We start from the raw sequence: 19070 nt of genomic DNA, 5'->3' as shown, positions 1-19070 counted from the left end.
GGGGCCGTCGTCATGGACCTTCTGAGCAGTATTTTCGTGTTCGTCGCCGGCCTCTGGGCTGGCACCATCAACGCCGTGGTGGGCTCCGGCACGCTGGTGACCTTCCCCGTGCTTATTGCGCTCGGGATTTCGCCCGTGGTGGCCTCCATGAGCAACGCCATGGGCCTGGTGGCCGGGGGCGCGGCTGGTGCCTACGGGTATCGCAAAGAAATCAAGGGCCGTGGCCGGCAGCTGCTGAAACTGCTGCCCGCCTCGCTCCTGGGCGGCATCTCCGGCGCGTGGCTCCTGCTGCACCTCCCGGAGAAGGTCTTCCACTACGTTGCGCCCGTCCTGCTGGTGGTTGCACTGCTGATGGTGATGTTTCAACCCAAACTCCAGGCCTGGGTCCGGCAGCGCGAAGCCGACCCCGCGCAGGCTGCCAAGGACAAACACCACGGCGTGCTCCTGGTGGTGCTGGTCTACCTGGCGGGCGTCTACGGCGGATACTTCGTGGCGGCCCAGGGCATCCTGCTGGTGGGCATCCTGGGGATCTTCCTCAGCGGCAGCATCCAAAACGCCAACGCCATGAAGAACTTCCTGGTCCTCGGCGTCAACGTGGTGGCAGCCGTTTCCTACCTGCTCTTCGCGTTCGATCGGATCAACTGGTGGGTTGTCCTGCTGATCGCCATCAGCTCCACCATTGGCGGCTTGATGGGCGCGAAGGTAGGACGCAAGCTCAAGCCTGCGGTACTCCGCGGCGTGATCTTCGTCCTGGGCCTGGTGGCGCTGGGCTTCATGATCGCCAACCTGCTGAAGTGACGCTCCACTACCTCGAGACGGCAGCTGATCCGCGCGTCTCCGATTACACCCAACTGACCGATGTGCACCTGCGGAAGCTCCGCGAACCCGCGGAGGGCATGTACATCGCAGAGTCCTCGCGGGTGTTGCGGCGCGCCCTCGCAGCCGGCCACCAGCCGCGCTCCTTCTTCCTCGCGGAGAAGTGGCTGGCAGACCTTGAAGATGTCTTGGCCGCCCACCCCAACGTACCGGCGTTTATTGGCAGCGCCGCCCTCCTGGAGGAAATTACCGGCTTCCACCTGCACCGTGGCGCCATGGCCGCCATGCAGCGCCCCGCTCCCGTGCCGCTGGCTACGATCCTGGCGGGCGCCCGCCGAGTCGCCGTCCTTGAGGACATTGTGGACCACACGAACGTGGGCGCCATCTTCCGTTCGGCAGCCGCGCTGGACTTAGACGCGGTCCTAGTCTCGCCACGATGCGGGGACCCCTTGTACCGGCGCAGTGTCCGGGTGAGCATGGGCACCGTCTTCCAGGTGCCGTGGGCGCGCCTGGAAAGCTGGCCCGCGGACCTCGCCGTCCTCAAGGAGCACGGGTTCACCGTGGCCGCACTCGAACTCACGCCGGACGCCGAAGACGTCGATGTGGTTGCCGCCCGAAACCCAGAGCGGCTGGCCTTGGTGCTGGGCACCGAAGGGGCAGGAATGAGCGCTGAGACCCTTGCCGCCGTCGACCTGGCCGTCAAAATCCCCATGCGACGCGGCGTGGATTCGCTGAACGTGGCGGCAGCTTCTGCCGTTGCCTTCTGGGAGCTGCGGGTTCGCGACTAGCTGACCTGCGGATTGACCGCCGTTGGTTCGTCAGGGCGGTTCCGGTCCGCTATGATAGGTAGCTGGTTCCCTTGCCGTGCCTGCTCGATCGGCCGCATTGCGCACCATCCCATTCATACCTGCACACTGGCAAAATCCAGGTGCGTGAACAAAAGGCCCCATTATGAAGCAGAACACCCACCCGAAGTACGAAGCTGTTGTCTTCAACGACCTGGCTTCCGGCGTAAAGTTCCTCACCAAGTCCACCGTTGGCTCCAAGAAGACCATCGAGTGGGAAGACGGCAACACCTACCCGGTCATCGACGTCGAAATCTCCTCCGAGTCCCACCCGTTCTACACGGGCAAGCAGCGCATTATGGACTCCGCAGGTCGCGTCGAGCGCTTCAACGCTCGCTTCAAGGGCTTCGGCGGCAAGAAGTAATTTTCGCCTGAGCTTAGCCAGAAGGCCCGCACCGAATCGGGGGGGGCCTTCTGCGTTTTTTTGGCGCCGACGCCGGTGGGGCAGGATGGAACCATGACACAAGCATCGAGTTCCGCAGCCACCCCCCTCCTCCACGGCGAATACAAGGTGCCTGGCGGGAAACTTGTGGTGGTTGACCTCGCAGTCGTGGAAGGCGCCTTGGCGGACGTCTCGGTCAGTGGCGACTTCTTCCTGGAACCCGACGAAGCGCTCCTGGACATCAACCGAGCCCTCACCGGGCTTCCGGAAACCACGACGGCGGCTGACCTGGCCGCTGCCGTCACTGCCGCGCTGCCTGCCGCCGCAGTCCTGTTCGGCTTCTCCGCGGAGGCCGTGGCCATCACGGTGCGCCGGGCCCTGGCCAAGGCGACCGCGTGGACGGACCATCACTGGGACATTATGGGCCCAACCGTCCTGCCGACCCAGATCAACGTGGCCCTTGATGAGGTGCTGGCAGAGGAAGTGGGAGCGGGCCGCCGCAACCCCACCCTGCGTTTCTGGGACTGGCAGGAGCCGTCGGTAGTGATTGGCAGCTTCCAATCAGTCCGGAACGAGGTGGACCCGGACGGGGTGTCCAAGCACGGTATCTCAGTGGTGCGACGCATCAGCGGTGGCGGCGCCATGTTCATGGAGGCTGGCAACTGCATCACGTACTCCCTGTACCTGCCGCAGACGCTGGTGGACGGCTTGAGCTTCGCGGACTCCTACCCGTTCCTGGATGCCTGGGTCATGGCGGCGCTGGCGAAGATCGGTGTGCAGGCGTTCTACGTCCCGCTCAACGACATCGCCACCGACCAGGGCAAGATTGGCGGGGCCGCGCAGAAGCGGCTGGCCAACGGCGGCATGCTGCACCACGTCACCATGAGCTACGACATTGACGCCGACAAGATGGTGGAGGTGCTCCGGATCGGCAAGGAGAAGCTCTCGGACAAGGGCACCCGCAGCGCCAAGAAGCGCGTGGACCCGCTCCGGCGCCAGACTGGGCTGGCTCGCAACGACATCATCGCGGCCATGACCGAAGTGTTCACCGAACGCTACGCTGCCACTCCCACCGAACTCACTGAGGCCGAGCTCGCGGCCGCCCAGCAGCGGGTTGCGGAGCAATTCGGCACCGACCAGTGGCTCAACCGCGTCCCGTAGCGCAGTGAACCCCGAGTTCGTTGTGCAGGGACCGTCCCTGCACAACGAACCCAGGGTTCACTGTGCAGGGCGGTTCAGGCCGCCTGTGCCGTCAAAGCGCGCAGCAGGTGGCTGCGCTGCTCGATGAGGATGCGCCGCAGTGCCCGGGGCGCATCCAGGTTGTCGTCCAGCCACGCGTCTGTGCGGCGCAGGATGGGGTGGTCCGCGGGTGCCGTCCCTTCGGCAAGGTCCTGGGCGGCAGGGTAGAGGCCCCGGACAATCCGGCTGGCGATTTCGATGCTCCGGGTGCTCCACACGTCCCGCAGGCATTCGAAGTACGGTTCAGCATAGGGTGCCAGCAACTCTGCAGATGCAGCGGTGAACCCGGTGATGGTGGCGGTGAGTAGCTGGTTGGACAGCTCAGTACCCTGCACGGCCGCAGCCCAGGCAGCTGCCTTCACCGCAGCATCGGGGCGGGCGGCCAACGCTGTTGCATGACCGGCCTGGCCTGAGGCGGTGTTGTCGTGGGCCAACTCCGCGGCCAGCTCTGCCTCACTTGCCCGGCCATGCGCGGCAAGCGCGAACCAGAAATGCCAGCGCAGGTCGGCGTCCACCACGAGGCCCGGCACCGCTACTGTTCCCGCCAGCAGGCCAGCCAGTTGGTCCAGCGCGGTGGCGTCGGCCCGGCTGAAAGTTCCCAGCGTCCTGGCCCACGCCAACTGCTGATCAGACCCTGGCGCTGCCGCAGCCAGCTCGGCAACAGCTGTGGCAACAAAACCTGACCGCACGGCGTCGCGCTGGCCGGTTGCCGTGTAACGTTCGACGGCGGTGCCCGCGTTTTCCAGGATGTTCAGCAGGACGCCAATCCCGGTCTCTGCGGGGCCAAACGCTGCCACCGCATCGACGTAGCGGGGAGCGGGGCTCTCACCATCACGGGCAGCGTTCCACAGCGCGGTCCAGCACAGTGCCCTCGCCATTGGATCACTGAGCTTGTCCAGGGATTCCAGCACGGTGCTGAGCGACTGCGGATCCAATCGGACTTTGGCGTACGTCAGGTCATCGTCATTGAGCAGCAGAAGGGCAGGCCTGGCGGTGCCGCTGAGTTCGGGGACCGGCGTGCTGGCACCGTCCACATCGAGCTCCACGCTGGCGGTCCGCACCAGCTCACCCGCAGCAAAGTTGTAGGCGCCAACACGCAGCCGGTGCGGCCGCGCCTCGCTGCGGCCAGTGACTGGATCTGTGGCGTCCTGGCGGATGCTGACCGTGCCCAGGATCTCGTCGTCAGCGCCAGCGGCAATTTCCAGAGCCAGGGTGGAGATTCCCGAGGTCTGCAGCCACTGCTGCGCCCAGTCCGTGAGGTCCCGGCCCGAGGCGGCACGCAGGGACGCCAGCAGGTCAGCAAGGGTGGTATTGGCGTAGGCGTGGTCGCGGAAGTACGTCCGCGAGCCGGCGATGAACGCCTCGAAACCCACGTAGGCCACCAGTTGCTTCAAGACGGAGGCGCCCTTGGCGTAGGTGATGCCGTCAAAGTTCTGCTTGGCAGCTTCAAGGTCTGGAATGTCCGCCACGATCGGGTGGGTGGTGGGCAGTTGGTCCTGGACATAGGCCCAAGCCTTGCGTTTGTTGGCGAAGTTGACCCAGGCCGAGTCCCAGTCCGTGGCGCTGTCCACGCCCAGGGTGCCCATGTAGTCGGCAAACGATTCCTTCAGCCACAGATCGTCCCACCACTGCATGGTCACCAAGTCGCCAAACCACATGTGCGCCATTTCGTGCATCAGCGTGTTGGCCCGGCCCTGGTACTGCGCATCGGTGGCGCGCGAGGTGAAGACGTAGCTCTCCGTGAAGGTCACCAGGCCTGGGTTCTCCATGGCGCCCAGGTTGTACTCCGGGACGAACGCCTGGTCATACTTGCCCCAGGGGTAGGGAAAGTCGAAGAGCCTGTTGAAGAAGTCCAGGCCATTCTTGGTCAGGGTGAACAGGGACTCGGTGTCGAACGAACCGGCCAAGGACGCCCGGCAATAGAGGGCCAGCGGAACGTCCATGGCGGTGCCGTCGTCCAGGGTGGCCTGCCACCGGTCCTGGGCGACGTAGTACGGCCCAGCCAGCACGGTGGTGATGTAGGTGGACATCGGCAAGGTGGTGGCGAAGTCCCACGACGCCACGGCGGTGTCCTCCGGCAGGACCGTGCGCGAGGTTTCCACCCCGTTGGATGCCACGGTCCACGCCGCGGGCGCCGTGACGTGGAAGGTGAAGGTGGCCTTCAGGTCAGGCTGCTCAAAGTTGGCGAAGACCCGGCGTGCGTCTGCCGGTTCGTACTGGGTATAGAGATAACACTGGCCATCGGCTGGATCCACGAACCGGTGCATGCCCTCACCCGAGCGGCTGTACAGTGCCGTCGCAGTCACGGTGACCTGGTTATCCGCTTGCAGGCTGTCGAGCCGGATCCGCGCACCATCGACGACGTCGGCAACGGTAAGTTCCTCCCCGTTGAGGACCACGCTGTGCACGTCCCCGCCAATGAAGTCGAGGAACGTGGAACTGCCGGGCTGGTTGGCGGAGAACGTGATGACGGTGCGGCTGCCATAGCCTCGCGTCGTGGGATCCTCGGCCTGCCGGACGTCAAGGCTGACGTCATAGCTGGTGGTGGTGATCAGGGCTGAACGGTGGGCGGCTTCATCGCGCTGTAGATTCTCATGTGACACTCAGCTATCTAATCACGCGACGCTCAGGGCGAGTCAGCCAGCAATCACCACTGCGGCGCCCAGGCCAAGGACCGCGATGAGGAGCCACGAGGCCAGGGCCGCCAGGAGGGCGCGTGCACCCGTCTGCAACAGGGACCGGATCCGCACTGCCGAGCCCAGTCCGAAGAGCGCGGCGCCCAGCAGAAGGTCCTGCAGCAGCGCGCCCGCTTCCAGCCAGCCGGCACCCAACCAGCCGGTGGAGCGCAAGGCCACCATGGCCATGAAACCGAGGACGAACAGGGGGATCAGCGGCGGACGCCTGCCGCCGTCGTGCGTCTGTCCGGCCGGCTCAGTGAGCCGCTGCTGGGCGCTGGCAATGGCTACCACCGGCGCCAGCAGCAGGACCCTGGTGAGTTTGACGACGACGGCGATCCCCAGGGCGGCCGCGCCGCCGGTCTGGGCGGTAGCCACCACTTGGCCGACGTCATGCACGGATGCACCCGTCCACGCGCCAAAGACCGGCGCACTCAGCTGCAGGGGTGTCACCAGAAGCGGTAGCACGCCAATGGCCAACGTTCCGCACAACGTCACCAGCGCCACCGGAAGGACCGTATCCACGTGCTTGATCCGGCGGACAGCGGCCATGGCCCCAATCGCTGAGGCACCGCAAATCGAGAAGCCGGTCGCCACAAGCAACGCGGTGACCGGCGGCAGCCGGAACAGCCGGGAGATGAGGTAAGTGCCGGCGAAGCTGGCAGCCACCACCGCAGCGATCAGGACGAGCGCCAGCCAGCCGAGCCCCAGCACGTCCACCACGCTAACTTTCAGGCCCAGGACCACAATGCCTGCCCGCATCAGGTGTTTTCCGGCGAAATCCAGTCCAGGCCGGGCGCGGCCGGCGGTCCACGCCCCAGTGCCCGGCAAGTTCGCCGCCAGGACGCCAAGAACCACGGCCAAGGTCATCGCCGGCAAGGTAGGAACCTGCGCATGAACCAGCAGGGAGACGGCCAGGGCTACTGCGGCGGTGGCCAGTCCCGGCAGCAGTCGGCGGGTGGTGGCTGCCCTGTCACGGGCCGGTGGAACGTTTTCATTCTCTGGCACTCACCTACTTTGCCGGAAATGCGCTTGAATCAGCGAACTGGTGCGATCGTGACAACACGCCAGAATGGATGACAGTAATGAATTCGAAACAAAAAGATGGTTGGCTATTGGACATGTCAGACCTATTCCAGGATTACTCCCAGGCCGCCGGCCGCTCCGGAGCCTACGACGAGATGTTTGCGCCCGGTCAGCAGGCCAGGGACTCCTACGGGCAGGTGGCGGATGCCCTGCGGACGTTGTCCCTGACGGACGTCACCGCCCGGGCCGATTCAATGGCGCGGACGTTCCTGGACCGCGGTGTCACCTTCGACTTCGCGGGGGAGGAGCGGCCCTTCCCGCTGGACATCGTTCCGCGTGTCATTCCCGCCGCGGAGTGGGATGTCCTGGAACGTGGCGTGGCCCAGCGTGTCCGCGCCCTGGAAGCCTTCCTCAACGACGTCTACGACAAGATGACGGTGGTGGCCGACGGCGTGATCCCGCGTCAGCTGGTGACCACCAGTGCGCACTTCCACCGGCAGGTCCAGGGCTTCGAACCCGCAGGTGGCGTGCGCGTGCACATCTCCGGGATCGACGTGGTCCGGGATGCTGCCGGCACCTTCCGGGTGCTAGAGGACAACGTTCGTGTCCCGTCCGGTGTGAGTTACGTGCTGGAAAACCGTCGCGCCATGGCGAAGGGTTTGCCCGAAGCCTTCGGGCAGCAGCTCATCCGGCCGGTTGAAGAGTACCCCCGCCGCCTGCTCTCTGCCTTGCGCAAAACCGCACCGTCGGGCGTCGACGATCCCACCGTCGTCGTACTCACCCCCGGCGTCTTCAACAGCGCCTACTTCGAACACACCCTGCTGGCCGGGCTGATGGGCGTGGAACTGGTGGAAGGCCGCGACCTCATCTGCCGCGGCAACCGCGTCTACATGCGCACCACCGCTGGTGAGCAGCGCGTGGACGTGATCTATAAGCGCATCGACGACGACTTCCTGGACCCGTTGCAGTTCCGCGCCGATTCCATGCTGGGTTGCCCCGGTCTGGTCAACGCTGCGCGGGCGGGCGGCGTCACCATTGCCAATGCCGTGGGCAACGGCGTCGCAGACGACAAACTGGTCTACAGTTACGTTCCTGACCTGATCCACTACTACCTCAGCGAGGAGCCAATCATTGCGAACGTTGACACGTTCCGGCTCGAGGAAAAGGAAGCCAGGGAGTACACCCTGGACAACCTTGCAGAACTGGTGGTGAAGCCGGTGGACGGTTCCGGCGGCAAGGGCCTGGTCATTGGCCCGGACGCCACGAAGGATGAACTCGATGCGTTGCGGCAGCGGATCATCGCCGATCCCCGTGGCTGGATTGCACAGCCCGTCCTGCAGCTGTCCACCGTGCCCACGCTCAGCGGCGACAAATTCGGCCCCCGGCACGTTGACCTGCGGCCTTTTGCCGTGAACGACGGCGATGACGTCTGGGTGCTTCCCGGTGGCCTGACGCGCGTGGCACTGAAGGAGGGGTCACTGATTGTGAACTCCAGCCAGGGCGGTGGATCGAAGGACACCTGGGTCCTCGCGGATTCTCCGCAGGTCCCCGTAGAGACTGTGCCGCGACCCAGCATCGCCATCCGCGAACGGGTTTCGGTCTGGCCGGTCGAAAGCAACTGGCGTGACCGCCAGTCGGAGCAACAGCAGTGAGGCTCCGTGCCCCGCGCAAGAGCCAACAGCCCAATTCGCCAATCGCAGTCCAGGAGGTAGCCCCGAATGCTTAGCCGTATTGCCGAATCACTCTTCTGGATTGGCCGTTATGTGGAGCGCGCCGATGGTACGGCCCGCATCCTGGACGTCCACCTGGAACGCCTCAACCACCTCCCTATGGAGGAGCGCCGCAGCGTGGCCCAGGAACTCCTGGCCGTGATGGGGGCCCGGCCGCAAAGCGAGGACTTCGGATTGCCCGAGCTCCTGCACGCCCTGGCCTATGACAAGACCAGCGCCACTTCCATTGCCGGCTCCTTGGGGGCGGCGCGGGAAAACGCCCGCCGGGCCCGCGAAACGGTGTCCTCCGGACTCTGGGAGAGCCTGAACACCACCTACTACGGGCTGAGCCAGCACCGCAAGGACGTGGTGGGAACCTACCGGTTCTGCAACTGGACCCTGGAACGCACGGCGATGGTCAGCGGGCTCGCCGACACCACCGTCAGCCATGACGAGAGCTGGCTGTTCCTGGTTCTTGGCAGGTCCTTGGAAAGGGCGGACATGACGGCCCGGATGCTGTCCACCCGGGATGTCCTCTCGGCAGGCATGTCCTGGGTGAACATGCTTCGGTGTGCCGGCGCCTACGAGTCGTTCCTGCGGACCCGGCGAGCTGCGTTCGGGGACCAGCATGCTGCCGAGTTCCTGCTGCTGGACCGTTTGTTCCCCCGCTCGATTGTGTACGCCCTGCGCGACGCCGACGAATGCCTGGCCAAGCTGGACCCGTCAGCGCAGCGGGTGGGCTTCATCAACGATGCCCGCCGCATTGTTGGCCAAGCCAGGACCTTCCTCGAGTTCCACCGCACCGATGACCTGATGTCTGAGTTGCCCGAACACATGGAGCGGGTCCAGAAAGCTGTTTCCCAGGCGTCTGACGCCATTTCCCGTAAGTACTTCAATCAGGCAGATGAACTGGCCTGGGTGGGAGAAGTTTCATGACTCGGCTCAGCATCGTCCACCGGACGGCCTACAAGTACAACAAGCGCGTCACGCTGTCCTATAACGAGGCGCGGATGACGCCGTTGACCGACGCCAACCAGGTGGTGCTTGAATCGACCGTCAAGGTCTCACCCACACAGGCAGCCGTCAGCTCCTACCGCGACTACTGGGGCACCCGGGTCACGGCCTTCGACATGCAGATGCCGCACGAACACCTGGAAGTCACCTCACACATCACTGTGGAGGTACACCGGGCCGAACGCATCCCGGCCGAATCCGAGATTGTGGGCTGGGATGCACTGGCGGCCCCCGAGATCACCGATCTGCATAGCGATTGGCTGCCGCAGTCGAGGCTCAGTGGCCCCGGCGACGAAGTGTTGGGCATTGTCCCGGGCGTGGTGGCCGGGAAAAACCCGCATGAGGCTGCGATGGCGATCTTCGCCTGGATGCGGGGCGAAATGACGTACATGTCAGGCTCCACGGCGGTCACCACCAACGCCGAGGAGGCCTGGGGGCAGCGCCAGGGCGTGTGCCAGGACCTGGCTCACCTGGCCATTGGGGCGCTCCGCAGCTGCGGCATTCCGGCGAGGTACGTTTCCGGCTACCTGCACCCGCGGTCCAGCGCCGGGATCGGCGAGCCCGTGGCAGGCCAGTCCCACGCGTGGCTCGAATGGTGGGACGGCAGCTGGCGCAGCTGGGATCCCACCAACCACAAGCCCGCCGGAGACTTCCACGTGACCGTCGCCAGAGGCCGCGACTACCGGGACGTTCCGCCGCTGAAAGGCATCCTGTCCGGTGGTGGGGGATCAGCGTTGAGCGTCAGCGTGGAGATCACCCAGGTAGCCTGAACCTCACCAGGGACTGGGTTTGTAGTCCTTGAGGAAGACCCCGTACTGGTCTTCGCCGTTTTCCCCCATGACAATGGGGTCGTAGACGCGGGCCGCACCATCCACCAGGTCCAAGGGAGCGTGGAAGCCCTCTTCCATCAACCGGACCTTGGTGTAATGCGGACGCTCGTCGGTGATCCAGCCGGTGTCGACCGCGGTCATCAGGATGCCGTCACTGTCCAGCATTTCCTGCGCGCTGGTTCGGGTCATCATGTTCAGGGCAGCCTTCGCCATGTTGGTGTGCGGATGCCCGGGGCCCTTGTACGCGCGGGAGAACTGGCCTTCCATGGCGGAGACGTTGACGACGTACTTGCGCGCCGCCGTCGACTTCTGCATGGCCCCGCGCAGCCTGCTCACCAACAGGAACGGTGCCGTGACGTTGCAGAGCTGGACTTCGAGCATCTCCAGGGGATCGACCTCGTCCACCACCTGGGTCCAGCTATTGATGTCCGCCAGGTCCGGGACCAGCCCGCCGGCGTCGATCGCGGTGCCTGCGGCAATCCGTTCCAGTGACGCCGAGCCGGTGGAGAGCGCCAGCGAGGTCACCGCGTCACCGGCCAGGACTGGATGCTCTGTCACGCTGCCGGTGAGGGCCAGCGGGTGCTTGTCGTGCGCGTGGCCGAAGGTCAGCAGCTCCGGTCCGCCGTTGGCGTGCTCGAGTTCCGCAGTTAGGGCCTCATCCTCGGCGTCCACCAGTGGCTTATATGCATTGCCGCTGCGGCGCACCGTCTGGGCAGCGTTGTTGATGATGATGTCCAACGGACCGGCGGCGGTCAACGAATCGGTGAGCGCCATCACCTGGGCGGGATCCCGCAGGTCGATGCCCACAATGCGGAGCCGGTGCAGCCACTCGGCGCTGTCCTCCATGGCAGCAAACCGGCGGGCCGCGTCCTTGGGGAACCGGGTGGTGATGGTGGTGTGGGCTCCGTCGCGCAGCAGGCGTAGGGCGATGTACATACCGATCTTGGCCCGGCCGCCCGTCAGCAAAGCGCTCCGGCCGGTCAGATCGGTCCGGGCATCACGCTTGCCGTGGCTGAACGCAGCGCACTCCGGGCACAGCTGGTGGTAGAAAGCGTCCACCTGGGTGTAATGGTTTTTGCAGATGTAGCACGGCCGCGACCTGATCAGGTGGCCAGCCACCTTGCCGGTGGCAGAGGGTGCCAGCTTGTTGCCGCGGGTCTCGTCGTCGATCCGATCAGGGGCAGCAGTGGCGGTCTGGGCAAGGACGGCCCGGTCAGCTTCGGCGATGAGGTCCCGCTTGGTGACGCGCCGGTGGCGTTTGACGGCCTTGAACATCTTGCCGGTGGCTTGGCGCACCGAAACGTAGTCCGGGTGCTCCTCGTCATAGGCGTGGATGGTGTTCAAAACCTTCAGGCACGCCTGGATTTCTTCCGGCGTCAGATCGGGGGAGCTCATTGGATCAATTTTACAGCCTGCACAGCAAAGGCCGGGGCGGGGCATCAGCTGCCACGCCCCGGCCTTTCGGGCAGGTGCTAGGACAGGCCGGCCGCTTGTCCTGCTTCTACATGGTTGCCGGCAATCTTGTCCACCGATTCACGCAGTTCGGCGTTCTTTTCGGTGGCAAACCGGAGCGAGTTGGGAATCAACGGCAGGTTCTGGGCGGCGAGCTGACGCTCAGCATCATCCGGCTCCGGAACCAGTTGCCCCTTGGCCAGGACGGTGATGCCGGATTCGGTGACCTTGAACCCGCGCGCTCGGTCCAGATCGGCGTCGAGCCCAATGGTGGCACCGGCAGGAACCTTGACGTTCTTGTCCAGGATGGCCCGCTTGATCACGGCGCCTTCACCGATGATCACGTTGTCCATGAGGACGGAGTCGGTGACGCGGCTGCCGGAGCTGACCCGGACGTCGTTGGAGAGGACCGAGCCTTCCACCACACCACCGGAGATGAGCACACCGTTCGCCACGATGGAGTCCAGTGCAGTTCCCACGGTGTCGTTCTGGCCGCGGACAAACTTGGCCGGCGGGGAGGTGGTCTGCCGGGTGTAGATGGGCCACGCGGAGTTGTACAGGTTGAACACGGGCAACGGGGAAATCAAGTCCATGTGCGCGTCGTAGAAGGAGTCAATGGTGCCAACGTCCCGCCAGTACGTCCGGTCGCGCTCGGTGGAGCCGGGAATCTCGTTGAGGGTGAAGTCGTACACTCCGGCCTCGCCCTGGTTCACGAAGTAGGGAATGATGTCCCCACCCATGTCGTGCTTGGTGTCCAACCGCTCGGCGTCCACCCGGAGGGCGTCCACCAACGCATCGGCGTCAAAGACGTAGTTGCCCATGGAGGCCAGGAACTGGGTCGGATCTGCGGCGAGGCCAGGGGTGCTGGAGGGCTTCTCTACGAACGCCGAGATCTTCTGCGGATCGTTCTGGTCCACTTCGATCACACCGAACTGGTCAGCCATGGACAGCGGCTGGCGCACTGCCGCGACAGTTGCTTTGGCGCCGCTGTTGACGTGCTGCGCCACCATCTGCGAGAAGTCCATCCGGTACACGTGGTCGGCGCCCACCACAACAACAATGTCGGGTTTGGCGTCGTGGATCAGGTTCAAAGACTGGTAGATCGCGTTGGCGCTGCCGAGGAACCAGCTCTTGCCGACGCGCTGCTGCGCGGGCACCGAGGCAATGTAGTTGCCCAGCTGCGTGGACATCCGCCACGTTTCCGAGATGTGCCGGTCAAGGCTGTGCGACTTGTACTGCGTCAGCACCACAATCTGCAGATAGCGCGAGTTCACCAAGTTCGAAAGCGCAAAGTCAATCAGGCGATAACTGCCTGCGAAGGGTACTGCTGGTTTGGCCCGATCCGCCGTGAGTGGCATTAATCGGTTGCCCTCGCCACCCGCGAGGACGATTGCCAAAACTCTTTTGTTCAACGGCATGTGGTCGCTCCTGTACACCTTCGTAACTCCCCAAACAGTCCGGTTGCCCCGGACCCCTTCACACTAGAACAGATAAGCCTGAAGGACTACCTTAGGTGATGTGCGAATAGACATTGTGACAAAAGAGTTCCCGCCCGAGATCTACGGAGGCGCCGGCGTCCACGTCGCCGAACTGAGCAGGGTGCTTAGTAAGCACGTTGAACTGCAGGTTCGTGCGTTCGGAGCCCCCCGCGACAACGATTATCACGGCGCCGGGGTGACCTCCTACGCCGTGCCCGACGAGCTTGGCGGCGCCAATCCCGCCGTACAGACGCTCGGGGTTGACCTCCGGATCGTGCCAGACGTTGCCGGGGCGGACTTAGTGCACTCGCACACCTGGTACGCCAACATGGCAGGCCACCTGGCGTCGCTGCTGCACGGCATCCCGCACGTCCTCAGCGCCCACAGCCTGGAGCCGCTCCGGCCATGGAAAGCCGAGCAGCTCGGTGGCGGCTACGCCGTTTCATCATGGGTGGAGAAGACCGCCTACGAGGCCGCCGCCGCCATCATCGCCGTCTCCGAGGGCATGCGCCAAGACATCCTGCGCAGCTACCCGGACGTTGACCCTGCCAAGGTGCGGGTGGTCCACAACGGCATTGACGTAGAGATGTGGAACCGGGACGAAAGCAGCGACGCCATCCGCGCGCTGGGCATCGACCCGGAAAAGCCAAGCGTGGTCTTCGTGGGCCGTAACACCCGGCAGAAGGGCGTCCCGTACCTGTTGCGCGCTGCCGCCAAACTCCCGGCAGACGTCCAGGTGGTGCTGTGCCTCGGCGCCGCCGACACGCCCGAACTGGCAGCCGAGACCGCCCGCCTCATCGCGGAGCTGCAGGAACAGCGCACCGGTGTGGTGCTGATCGAACGGATGCTGCCCCGCAACGAGCTCATCCAGGTGCTGAGCCACGCAACCGCATTCGCGTGCCCGTCCATCTACGAGCCGCTCGGCATCGTCAACCTTGAGGCGATGGCGTGTGGGGCTGCCGTGGTGGCCAGCGCTACCGGCGGCATCCCGGAAGTGGTCCAGCACGGCGAAACCGGCCTCCTGGTGGAGCTGGAGCAGGTCACGGACGGAACCGGCACGCCACTGGACCCGGAAAAGTTCGTCAGCGAGTTTGCTGCCGCCTTGATCGAGGTAGTGTCTGATCCTGCCCGTGCCCGCGCCATGGGTGAGGCCGGTCGGGCCCGCGCCGAGAAGCACTTCTCCTGGGAATCGATCACCGAAACCACCCTCGAGGTCTACCGTTCGGTGCTGCCTACGAAGGACTGACTGAAGAACCGACGACGGCGCCGCCCCCTTCACAGGGTGCGGCGCCGTCGTCGTTCCTTATCCCAGCCGTGGATTGGCCGGGTCAGGCCGTGCGGGCACCCGCGGCGCGCGCAATCAGGACCTTCTCATCCACCGGAGCTTGGCCATTGGCACGCTGGTTACGGAAGTAGGCGCGGGCCTCGTCCTGGCGTACCTTCTCCGCGCCGGTGGCAATCGCGGAGCGGACGTGCTCCTCGCCGTAGCCAAAAGCGTCCACCAGGTCCAGGGCGTGCGGCCGAATCTTGACCAGCAACCGGTTGATGTAGTCACCCACGGTGCGGCCGCGCTGCATGGAGAGCCGGCCGTTCATGAGGTACCAGGACAGGTTCTTTTCGATCAGCGAGAGGCCGAAAAGATCGCGGAGCCAGGTCAGGACCTGGGCTGTACCGGGGTCCTTGACCTTGGTCAGAGCGGCCGTGAAAGCCTCCCACTGCAGCAGCTCAGCATGAGCCTGGGCAGCATCGATCAGCTCATTCTGATGCTGATTGAACAGTGCCGCCCCCTGCGCCTGGGAGAGTTTGTTGCTGCCCTTCAACGCAGTGGCCATTTCAGCAACCATGGTTTCCACCCGGTCGGTCAGCAGCGCCCGCTGGCCTGCCTCGTCCCGAAGCGCGATGGCTGCCTTCTGCACGGAGCCGTTGTCCGCAACGAACTGGGCCACCTGGCGCAGGCCGGTGCGGTGGATCGCCGCTCCGGTGGCCTGGCCCACCACGAAGCGGGCCAAGACGCCGAAATCGACATTCCGGAATTCCTTGGCATAGTCACCCAGCAGGCGCTTGGCAACCAGCTGGAGCAGCACGGTGTTGTCGCCTTCAAACGTGGCGTAGACGTCCAGGTCAGCGCGGAGGGAGGCGAACCGGTTCTCGATCAGGAACCCTGCGCCGCCGCACGCTTCGCGGCATTCCTGCAGGGTGTCGAGGGCGTGCCAGGTGCTCAGCGGCTTCAGCGCCGCCGCGAGGGTTTCCAGATCCTGGCGGTCCTCATCCGTGTCGTGCGCGCCGGAAAAGACGTCGTCGAACTTCTGCAGCAGTTCCTCGTGCGCAAAGCTGCCGGCGTAGGTGGTGGCCAGACGGGTGAAGAGACGTTTCTGGTGCCGCTGGTAGTCCAACAGCACCTCTTCATCGGTGCTGGAAGAGGCATTGAACTGGCGGCGTTCGGAGGCGTACTGGATGGCGGCCTTCAAAGCCAGCTTGGAGGCAGCCACAGCGGCACCGTCGAGAGAAACCCGGCCCTGGACCAGCGTGCCGAGCATGGTGAAGAACCTGCGCCCGGGGCTCTGGATGGACGAGGTGTACGTGCCGTCTGCTGCCACGTTGCCGTAGCGATTGAGCAGGTTGGCGCGGGGGACCCGCACGTTGGTGAAGTGCAGCCTGCCGTTGTCGATCCCGTTCAGGCCGCCCTTGATGCCGTCATCCTCGCCACCAATGCCCGGCCGGAACTCCTTGCTGACCGGGTCGCGGAGCTCAACGTAGAAGGCATGGACGCCGTGGTTGACGCCCTGGGTGATCAGCTGGGCAAAGACGACGGCGGCCAGGCCGTCGATCGCTGCGTTGCCGATGTAGTCCTTCCAGGCGGCCCGGAATGGGGTGTGCAGGACAAACTCTTGGCTGTCGGTGTCGTAGCTGGCCGTGGTGGCGATGCTCGCCACATCGGAGCCGTGGCCGGTTTCCGTCATGGCGAAGCAGCCGGGGATGGTCATGTCCATGATGCCGGGAAGCCACTGCCGGTGGTGCTCATCGGTGCCAAGGTGCATCACTGCCGAGCCGAACAGCCCCCACTGCACGCCCGCCTTGATCTGCAGCGACGGGTCAGCCACCACCAGTTCCTCAAAGCCTGCGATGTTGCCGCCGTGATCGTCACCGCCACCCAGGTGAGCCGGGAAGGCGCGGTGTACGGCGCGGTGGTCCACCAGGAACTGGAGTTGGTTGCTGACCCGGGCGCGGTGCTCGGTGTGATGCTGGCCCTCGATCTTGTGGAGTTCCGGCTGGCCAGCGAGGTCCCGGGCTTGGTGCCGGATCGCGGCCCACTTACCCAGGAGTTGCTCGCCCAGCGCTGCAACGTCGACGGCGGGGGTCCCGGCCGCACCTACTATGGCTGCGGACGCCGAGGTGCTGGCTGTTTTCGAGGTGGTGCTGGAGTCGGAGCGGTCCACTACTTCGGTCATGTCGCTGTCCTTCGTTGGTGTTGACAAGTCGTTGGTTGAATCCGGCCCTAAGGGCGGGGTGTTGAACGTTCAGCGGCCACGCCGACGCACAGCCAGGCGGTGATCTGGCGGGCCATGGCCTCCTGGCCGGGTTTGGCGGGGGAGTTGGGCGTTCCCAGCCACTGCTCACCGGCGTTCCGGACCAGGCCAATAGCGGCCTTGGGCCAGTAGCCCAGGACATCGTCCTGGTCCGCACCAAGGTGGATGCGCATGGGCTGGGCGATCATGTCGGCAATCGCGTCGAAGAAGTGCCCGAGCGCGCCCGGCGCTGCAGCTGATCCTGGCGTGGAGTCTGGTTCGCCTACGCCGTAGCGGGTGACAAACGTGTAGACATTGGGGCTGGTTTCCGCCATCTGCAGGTACGCCGACACCATGGCGAACAAACCCTCACGCGGCGTCTGGGCGCCCTGGGCGGCATCGTGGATGCGGTGTTGCATTTGCCGGAGCACCACCTCGCCGACGGCCTGCTGCAGTCCTGCCTTGTCACCGAAGTAACGGTAGAACACTGATTTTGACGTCCCCGCATCGGCAGCAATGTCCTCCATGGAAGCATCGCTACCCAATGCGTGGACTGCGCGGCGGGCCTGCTTGATCAGTTCCCGACGGCGTTCCTCGCGGTGGTTTTGCCACCGGGACGAACGCCCATCGGAGCTGGTGCCGGTGGCAGGGGCGGCCACTGATTCGGAGATGTTCACGATACTCAGCGTATCAGGTACGCTGGGTATCGGTAACCGCTCGTAATCAGAGGAGATTCCATGTCCACCGCCGGACCGTCCACCGCAGGCTCCACCGAAGTTGGAGCTGCAGCGCCCACCACTGTCCGCCGAGCCGTCATTGTCGGTGGCAACAGGATCCCCTTCGCCCGTTCCGGCGGTGCCTACGCCAAGTCCTCGAACCAGGACATGCTGACCGCCGCCCTTGACGGGCTCATTGCCCGCTTTGGCCTGCAGGACCAGCGCATCGGCGAGGTCGCTGCTGGTGCTGTCCTCAAGCACAGCCGCGACTTCAACCTGACCCGGGAAGCCGTCCTGGGCTCTGCCCTGTCGGCGGAAACTCCGGCCTATGACCTGCAGCAGGCGTGCGCCACGGGGCTGGAAACAGTGGCCGGGCTTGCCAACAAGATCAAGCTGGGCCAGATCGATTCGGCAATCGCCGGCGGTGTGGACTCGGCATCGGATGCGCCAGTGGTGGTCAGTGAGGGCCTGCGCGAGGTGATCCTCGACCTGAACCGGGCCAAGACCCTCCCACAGCGGTTGCAGATCCTGACACGCCTGCGGCCCAAGGACCTTGCTCCGTTGGCGCCGGGAACCGGGGAGCCGCGCACCGGCCTGTCCATGGGTGAGCACCAGGCGTTGACCACCGCGCAGTGGGGGATTACCCGTGAGGCTCAGGATGAACTTGCCTTCAACAGCCACCGCAATTTGGCCGCAGCGTACCAGGCAGGGTTCTTCGATGACCTGGTGACCCCGTACCGGGGCCTGTCGCGGGACGGCAACATGCGGGCTGACACCACGCTGGAAAAACTCAGCACCCTGAAGCCAGTTTTTGGGAAGAGCCTTGGCGCCACTGCCACCATGACTGCCGGAAACTCGACCCCCCTCACCGACGGTGCAGCCACCGTCCTGCTGGGCTCCGAGGACTGGGCAGATGCCCACGACCTGCCCAAGCTTGCGGCGTTCGTCGACTCCGAGGCCGCTGCCGTTGACTTTGTGCACGGCAAGGACGGCTTGCTGATGGCGCCTGCCTTCGCCGTCCCTCGACTCCTGGCCCGCAACGGACTCACGCTGGCAGATATCGACTACGTCGAGATCCATGAGGCCTTCGCGTCAACGGTGCTCAGCACCCTCGCTGCCTGGGAGGACGAAGAATTCGGCAAGACCCGGCTGGGCCTACCTGGCGCCTTCGGCAGTATTGATCGCAGCCGGCTGAACGTCCACGGCTCCTCACTCGCAGCAGGGCACCCCTTCGCCGCCACCGGGGGCCGTATCGTGGCCTCGCTGGCCAAGCTGCTGCAGCAGAAGGGCAGCACCGGCGGCCGTCCGGCCCGCGGCCTCATTTCGGTCTGCGCTGCAGGTGGCCAAGGCGTCGTAGCACTTCTCGAATCACTCTAGGGGCA

Annotated in this window: 15 protein-coding genes; 9 read left to right on the top strand and 6 right to left on the bottom strand. The window is 65.0% G+C overall.

Annotation, left to right across the window (positions count from 1 at the left end; translation table 11 throughout):
* The first annotated feature begins 12 nt into the window (after positions 1-12).
* The 4 genes from PSET11_RS13860 (at position 13) to lplAB (ending at position 3204) form a co-directional block, all read left to right on the top strand.
* Positions 13-798 (top strand): sulfite exporter TauE/SafE family protein, encoded by a 786-nt coding sequence (locus PSET11_RS13860; RefSeq protein WP_124092901.1) that lies wholly within the window; start codon positions 13-15, stop codon positions 796-798.
* Positions 795-1604: a TrmH family RNA methyltransferase gene (locus tag PSET11_RS13855; RefSeq protein ID WP_124092900.1), complete on the top strand. Its 810-nt coding sequence runs from the start codon at positions 795-797 to the stop codon at positions 1602-1604. Before PSET11_RS13860 ends, PSET11_RS13855 begins: the two co-directional genes overlap by 4 nt.
* Before the next feature lie 163 nt (positions 1605-1767).
* Complete coding sequence (locus PSET11_RS13850) at positions 1768-2025, top strand: type B 50S ribosomal protein L31 (RefSeq protein ID WP_124092899.1); 258 nt, start codon at positions 1768-1770, stop codon at positions 2023-2025.
* A gap of 93 nt (positions 2026-2118) precedes the next feature.
* Entirely contained in the window at positions 2119-3204 is a 1086-nt protein-coding gene (lplAB, locus tag PSET11_RS13845; RefSeq protein WP_124092898.1) for a lipoate-protein ligase LplAB, read from the top strand.
* 74 nt (positions 3205-3278) lie between these two features.
* Here lplAB and pepN read toward each other — a convergent pair whose 3' ends face one another.
* Both pepN and PSET11_RS13835 read right to left on the bottom strand, forming a co-directional pair.
* Complete coding sequence (pepN, locus tag PSET11_RS13840) at positions 3279-5885, bottom strand: aminopeptidase N (protein WP_124092897.1); 2607 nt, start codon at positions 5883-5885, stop codon at positions 3279-3281.
* A gap of 33 nt (positions 5886-5918) precedes the next feature.
* Positions 5919-6965, bottom strand: coding sequence for a YeiH family protein (locus PSET11_RS13835; protein WP_377946805.1), 1047 nt, complete (start codon positions 6963-6965; stop codon positions 5919-5921).
* Positions 6966-7078: 113 nt separating this feature from the next.
* Between PSET11_RS13835 and PSET11_RS13830 the strand changes: the two genes are divergently transcribed.
* The 3 genes from PSET11_RS13830 to PSET11_RS13820 all read left to right on the top strand — a co-directional run bounded on the left by PSET11_RS13830 (position 7079) and on the right by PSET11_RS13820 (position 10476).
* Positions 7079-8635 carry a circularly permuted type 2 ATP-grasp protein gene (locus PSET11_RS13830; RefSeq protein WP_124092896.1) on the top strand — a complete coding sequence of 519 codons (1557 nt, stop codon included), beginning with the start codon at positions 7079-7081 and terminating at the stop codon, positions 8633-8635.
* 66 nt (positions 8636-8701) lie between these two features.
* Complete coding sequence (locus PSET11_RS13825; RefSeq protein WP_018761308.1) at positions 8702-9628, top strand: alpha-E domain-containing protein; 927 nt, start codon at positions 8702-8704, stop codon at positions 9626-9628.
* Positions 9625-10476 (top strand): transglutaminase family protein, encoded by an 852-nt coding sequence (locus PSET11_RS13820; RefSeq protein WP_124092895.1) that lies wholly within the window; start codon positions 9625-9627, stop codon positions 10474-10476. Before PSET11_RS13825 ends, PSET11_RS13820 begins: the two co-directional genes overlap by 4 nt.
* A 3-nt stretch (positions 10477-10479) precedes the next feature.
* Here the strand turns inward: PSET11_RS13820 and PSET11_RS13815 are convergent, their stop codons facing one another.
* Entirely contained in the window at positions 10480-11931 is a 1452-nt protein-coding gene (locus PSET11_RS13815; RefSeq protein WP_124092894.1) for an SDR family oxidoreductase, read from the bottom strand.
* A gap of 77 nt (positions 11932-12008) precedes the next feature.
* Positions 12009-13406 (bottom strand): glucose-1-phosphate adenylyltransferase, encoded by a 1398-nt coding sequence (glgC, locus tag PSET11_RS13810; RefSeq protein WP_124092893.1) that lies wholly within the window; start codon positions 13404-13406, stop codon positions 12009-12011.
* A gap of 100 nt (positions 13407-13506) precedes the next feature.
* On the opposite strand from glgC, the gene glgA reads away from it, so the two are divergent.
* Complete coding sequence (glgA, locus tag PSET11_RS13805; protein WP_124092892.1) at positions 13507-14712, top strand: glycogen synthase; 1206 nt, start codon at positions 13507-13509, stop codon at positions 14710-14712.
* An 82-nt stretch (positions 14713-14794) separates the two neighbouring features.
* Here glgA and PSET11_RS13800 read toward each other — a convergent pair whose 3' ends face one another.
* Positions 14795-16915: an acyl-CoA dehydrogenase family protein gene (locus PSET11_RS13800; protein WP_124092891.1), complete on the bottom strand. Its 2121-nt coding sequence runs from the start codon at positions 16913-16915 to the stop codon at positions 14795-14797.
* Between the two features lie 47 nt (positions 16916-16962).
* Positions 16963-17649: a TetR/AcrR family transcriptional regulator gene (locus PSET11_RS13795; RefSeq protein ID WP_238989162.1), complete on the bottom strand. Its 687-nt coding sequence runs from the start codon at positions 17647-17649 to the stop codon at positions 16963-16965.
* Between the two features lie 60 nt (positions 17650-17709).
* Between PSET11_RS13795 and PSET11_RS13790 the strand changes: the two genes are divergently transcribed.
* A complete protein-coding gene (locus tag PSET11_RS13790) occupies positions 17710-19065 on the top strand; it encodes an acetyl-CoA C-acetyltransferase (protein WP_124092890.1) in 1356 nt (451 codons plus the stop codon).
* Positions 19066-19070: the final 5 nt, after the last annotated feature.

Source organism: Arthrobacter ulcerisalmonis (assembly GCF_900609065.1).
Classification (GTDB): Bacteria; Actinomycetota; Actinomycetes; order Actinomycetales; family Micrococcaceae; genus Arthrobacter; species Arthrobacter ulcerisalmonis.
Note: the sequence above shows the minus strand (reverse complement) of the source record. Positions and strands in the feature narration are given on the sequence as shown.

What these genes read in the sequence shown, in the direction of transcription:
- PSET11_RS13860 (WP_124092901.1), top strand. Translation starts at nt 13, where the DNA reads ATGGACCTTCTGAGCAGTATTTTCGTGTTCGTCGCCGGCCTCTGGGCT.
- PSET11_RS13850 (WP_124092899.1), top strand. Translation starts at nt 1,768, where the DNA reads ATGAAGCAGAACACCCACCCGAAGTACGAAGCTGTTGTCTTCAACGAC.
- lplAB (WP_124092898.1), top strand. Translation starts at nt 2,119, where the DNA reads ATGACACAAGCATCGAGTTCCGCAGCCACCCCCCTCCTCCACGGCGAA.
- PSET11_RS13830 (WP_124092896.1), top strand. Translation starts at nt 7,079, where the DNA reads ATGTCAGACCTATTCCAGGATTACTCCCAGGCCGCCGGCCGCTCCGGA.
- PSET11_RS13825 (WP_018761308.1), top strand. Translation starts at nt 8,702, where the DNA reads ATGCTTAGCCGTATTGCCGAATCACTCTTCTGGATTGGCCGTTATGTG.
- PSET11_RS13820 (WP_124092895.1), top strand. Translation starts at nt 9,625, where the DNA reads ATGACTCGGCTCAGCATCGTCCACCGGACGGCCTACAAGTACAACAAG.
- PSET11_RS13815 (WP_124092894.1), bottom strand. Translation starts at nt 11,931, where the DNA reads ATGAGCTCCCCCGATCTGACGCCGGAAGAAATCCAGGCGTGCCTGAAG.
- glgC (WP_124092893.1), bottom strand. Translation starts at nt 13,406, where the DNA reads ATGCCGTTGAACAAAAGAGTTTTGGCAATCGTCCTCGCGGGTGGCGAG.
- PSET11_RS13800 (WP_124092891.1), bottom strand. Translation starts at nt 16,915, where the DNA reads ATGACCGAAGTAGTGGACCGCTCCGACTCCAGCACCACCTCGAAAACA.
- PSET11_RS13790 (WP_124092890.1), top strand. Translation starts at nt 17,710, where the DNA reads ATGTCCACCGCCGGACCGTCCACCGCAGGCTCCACCGAAGTTGGAGCT.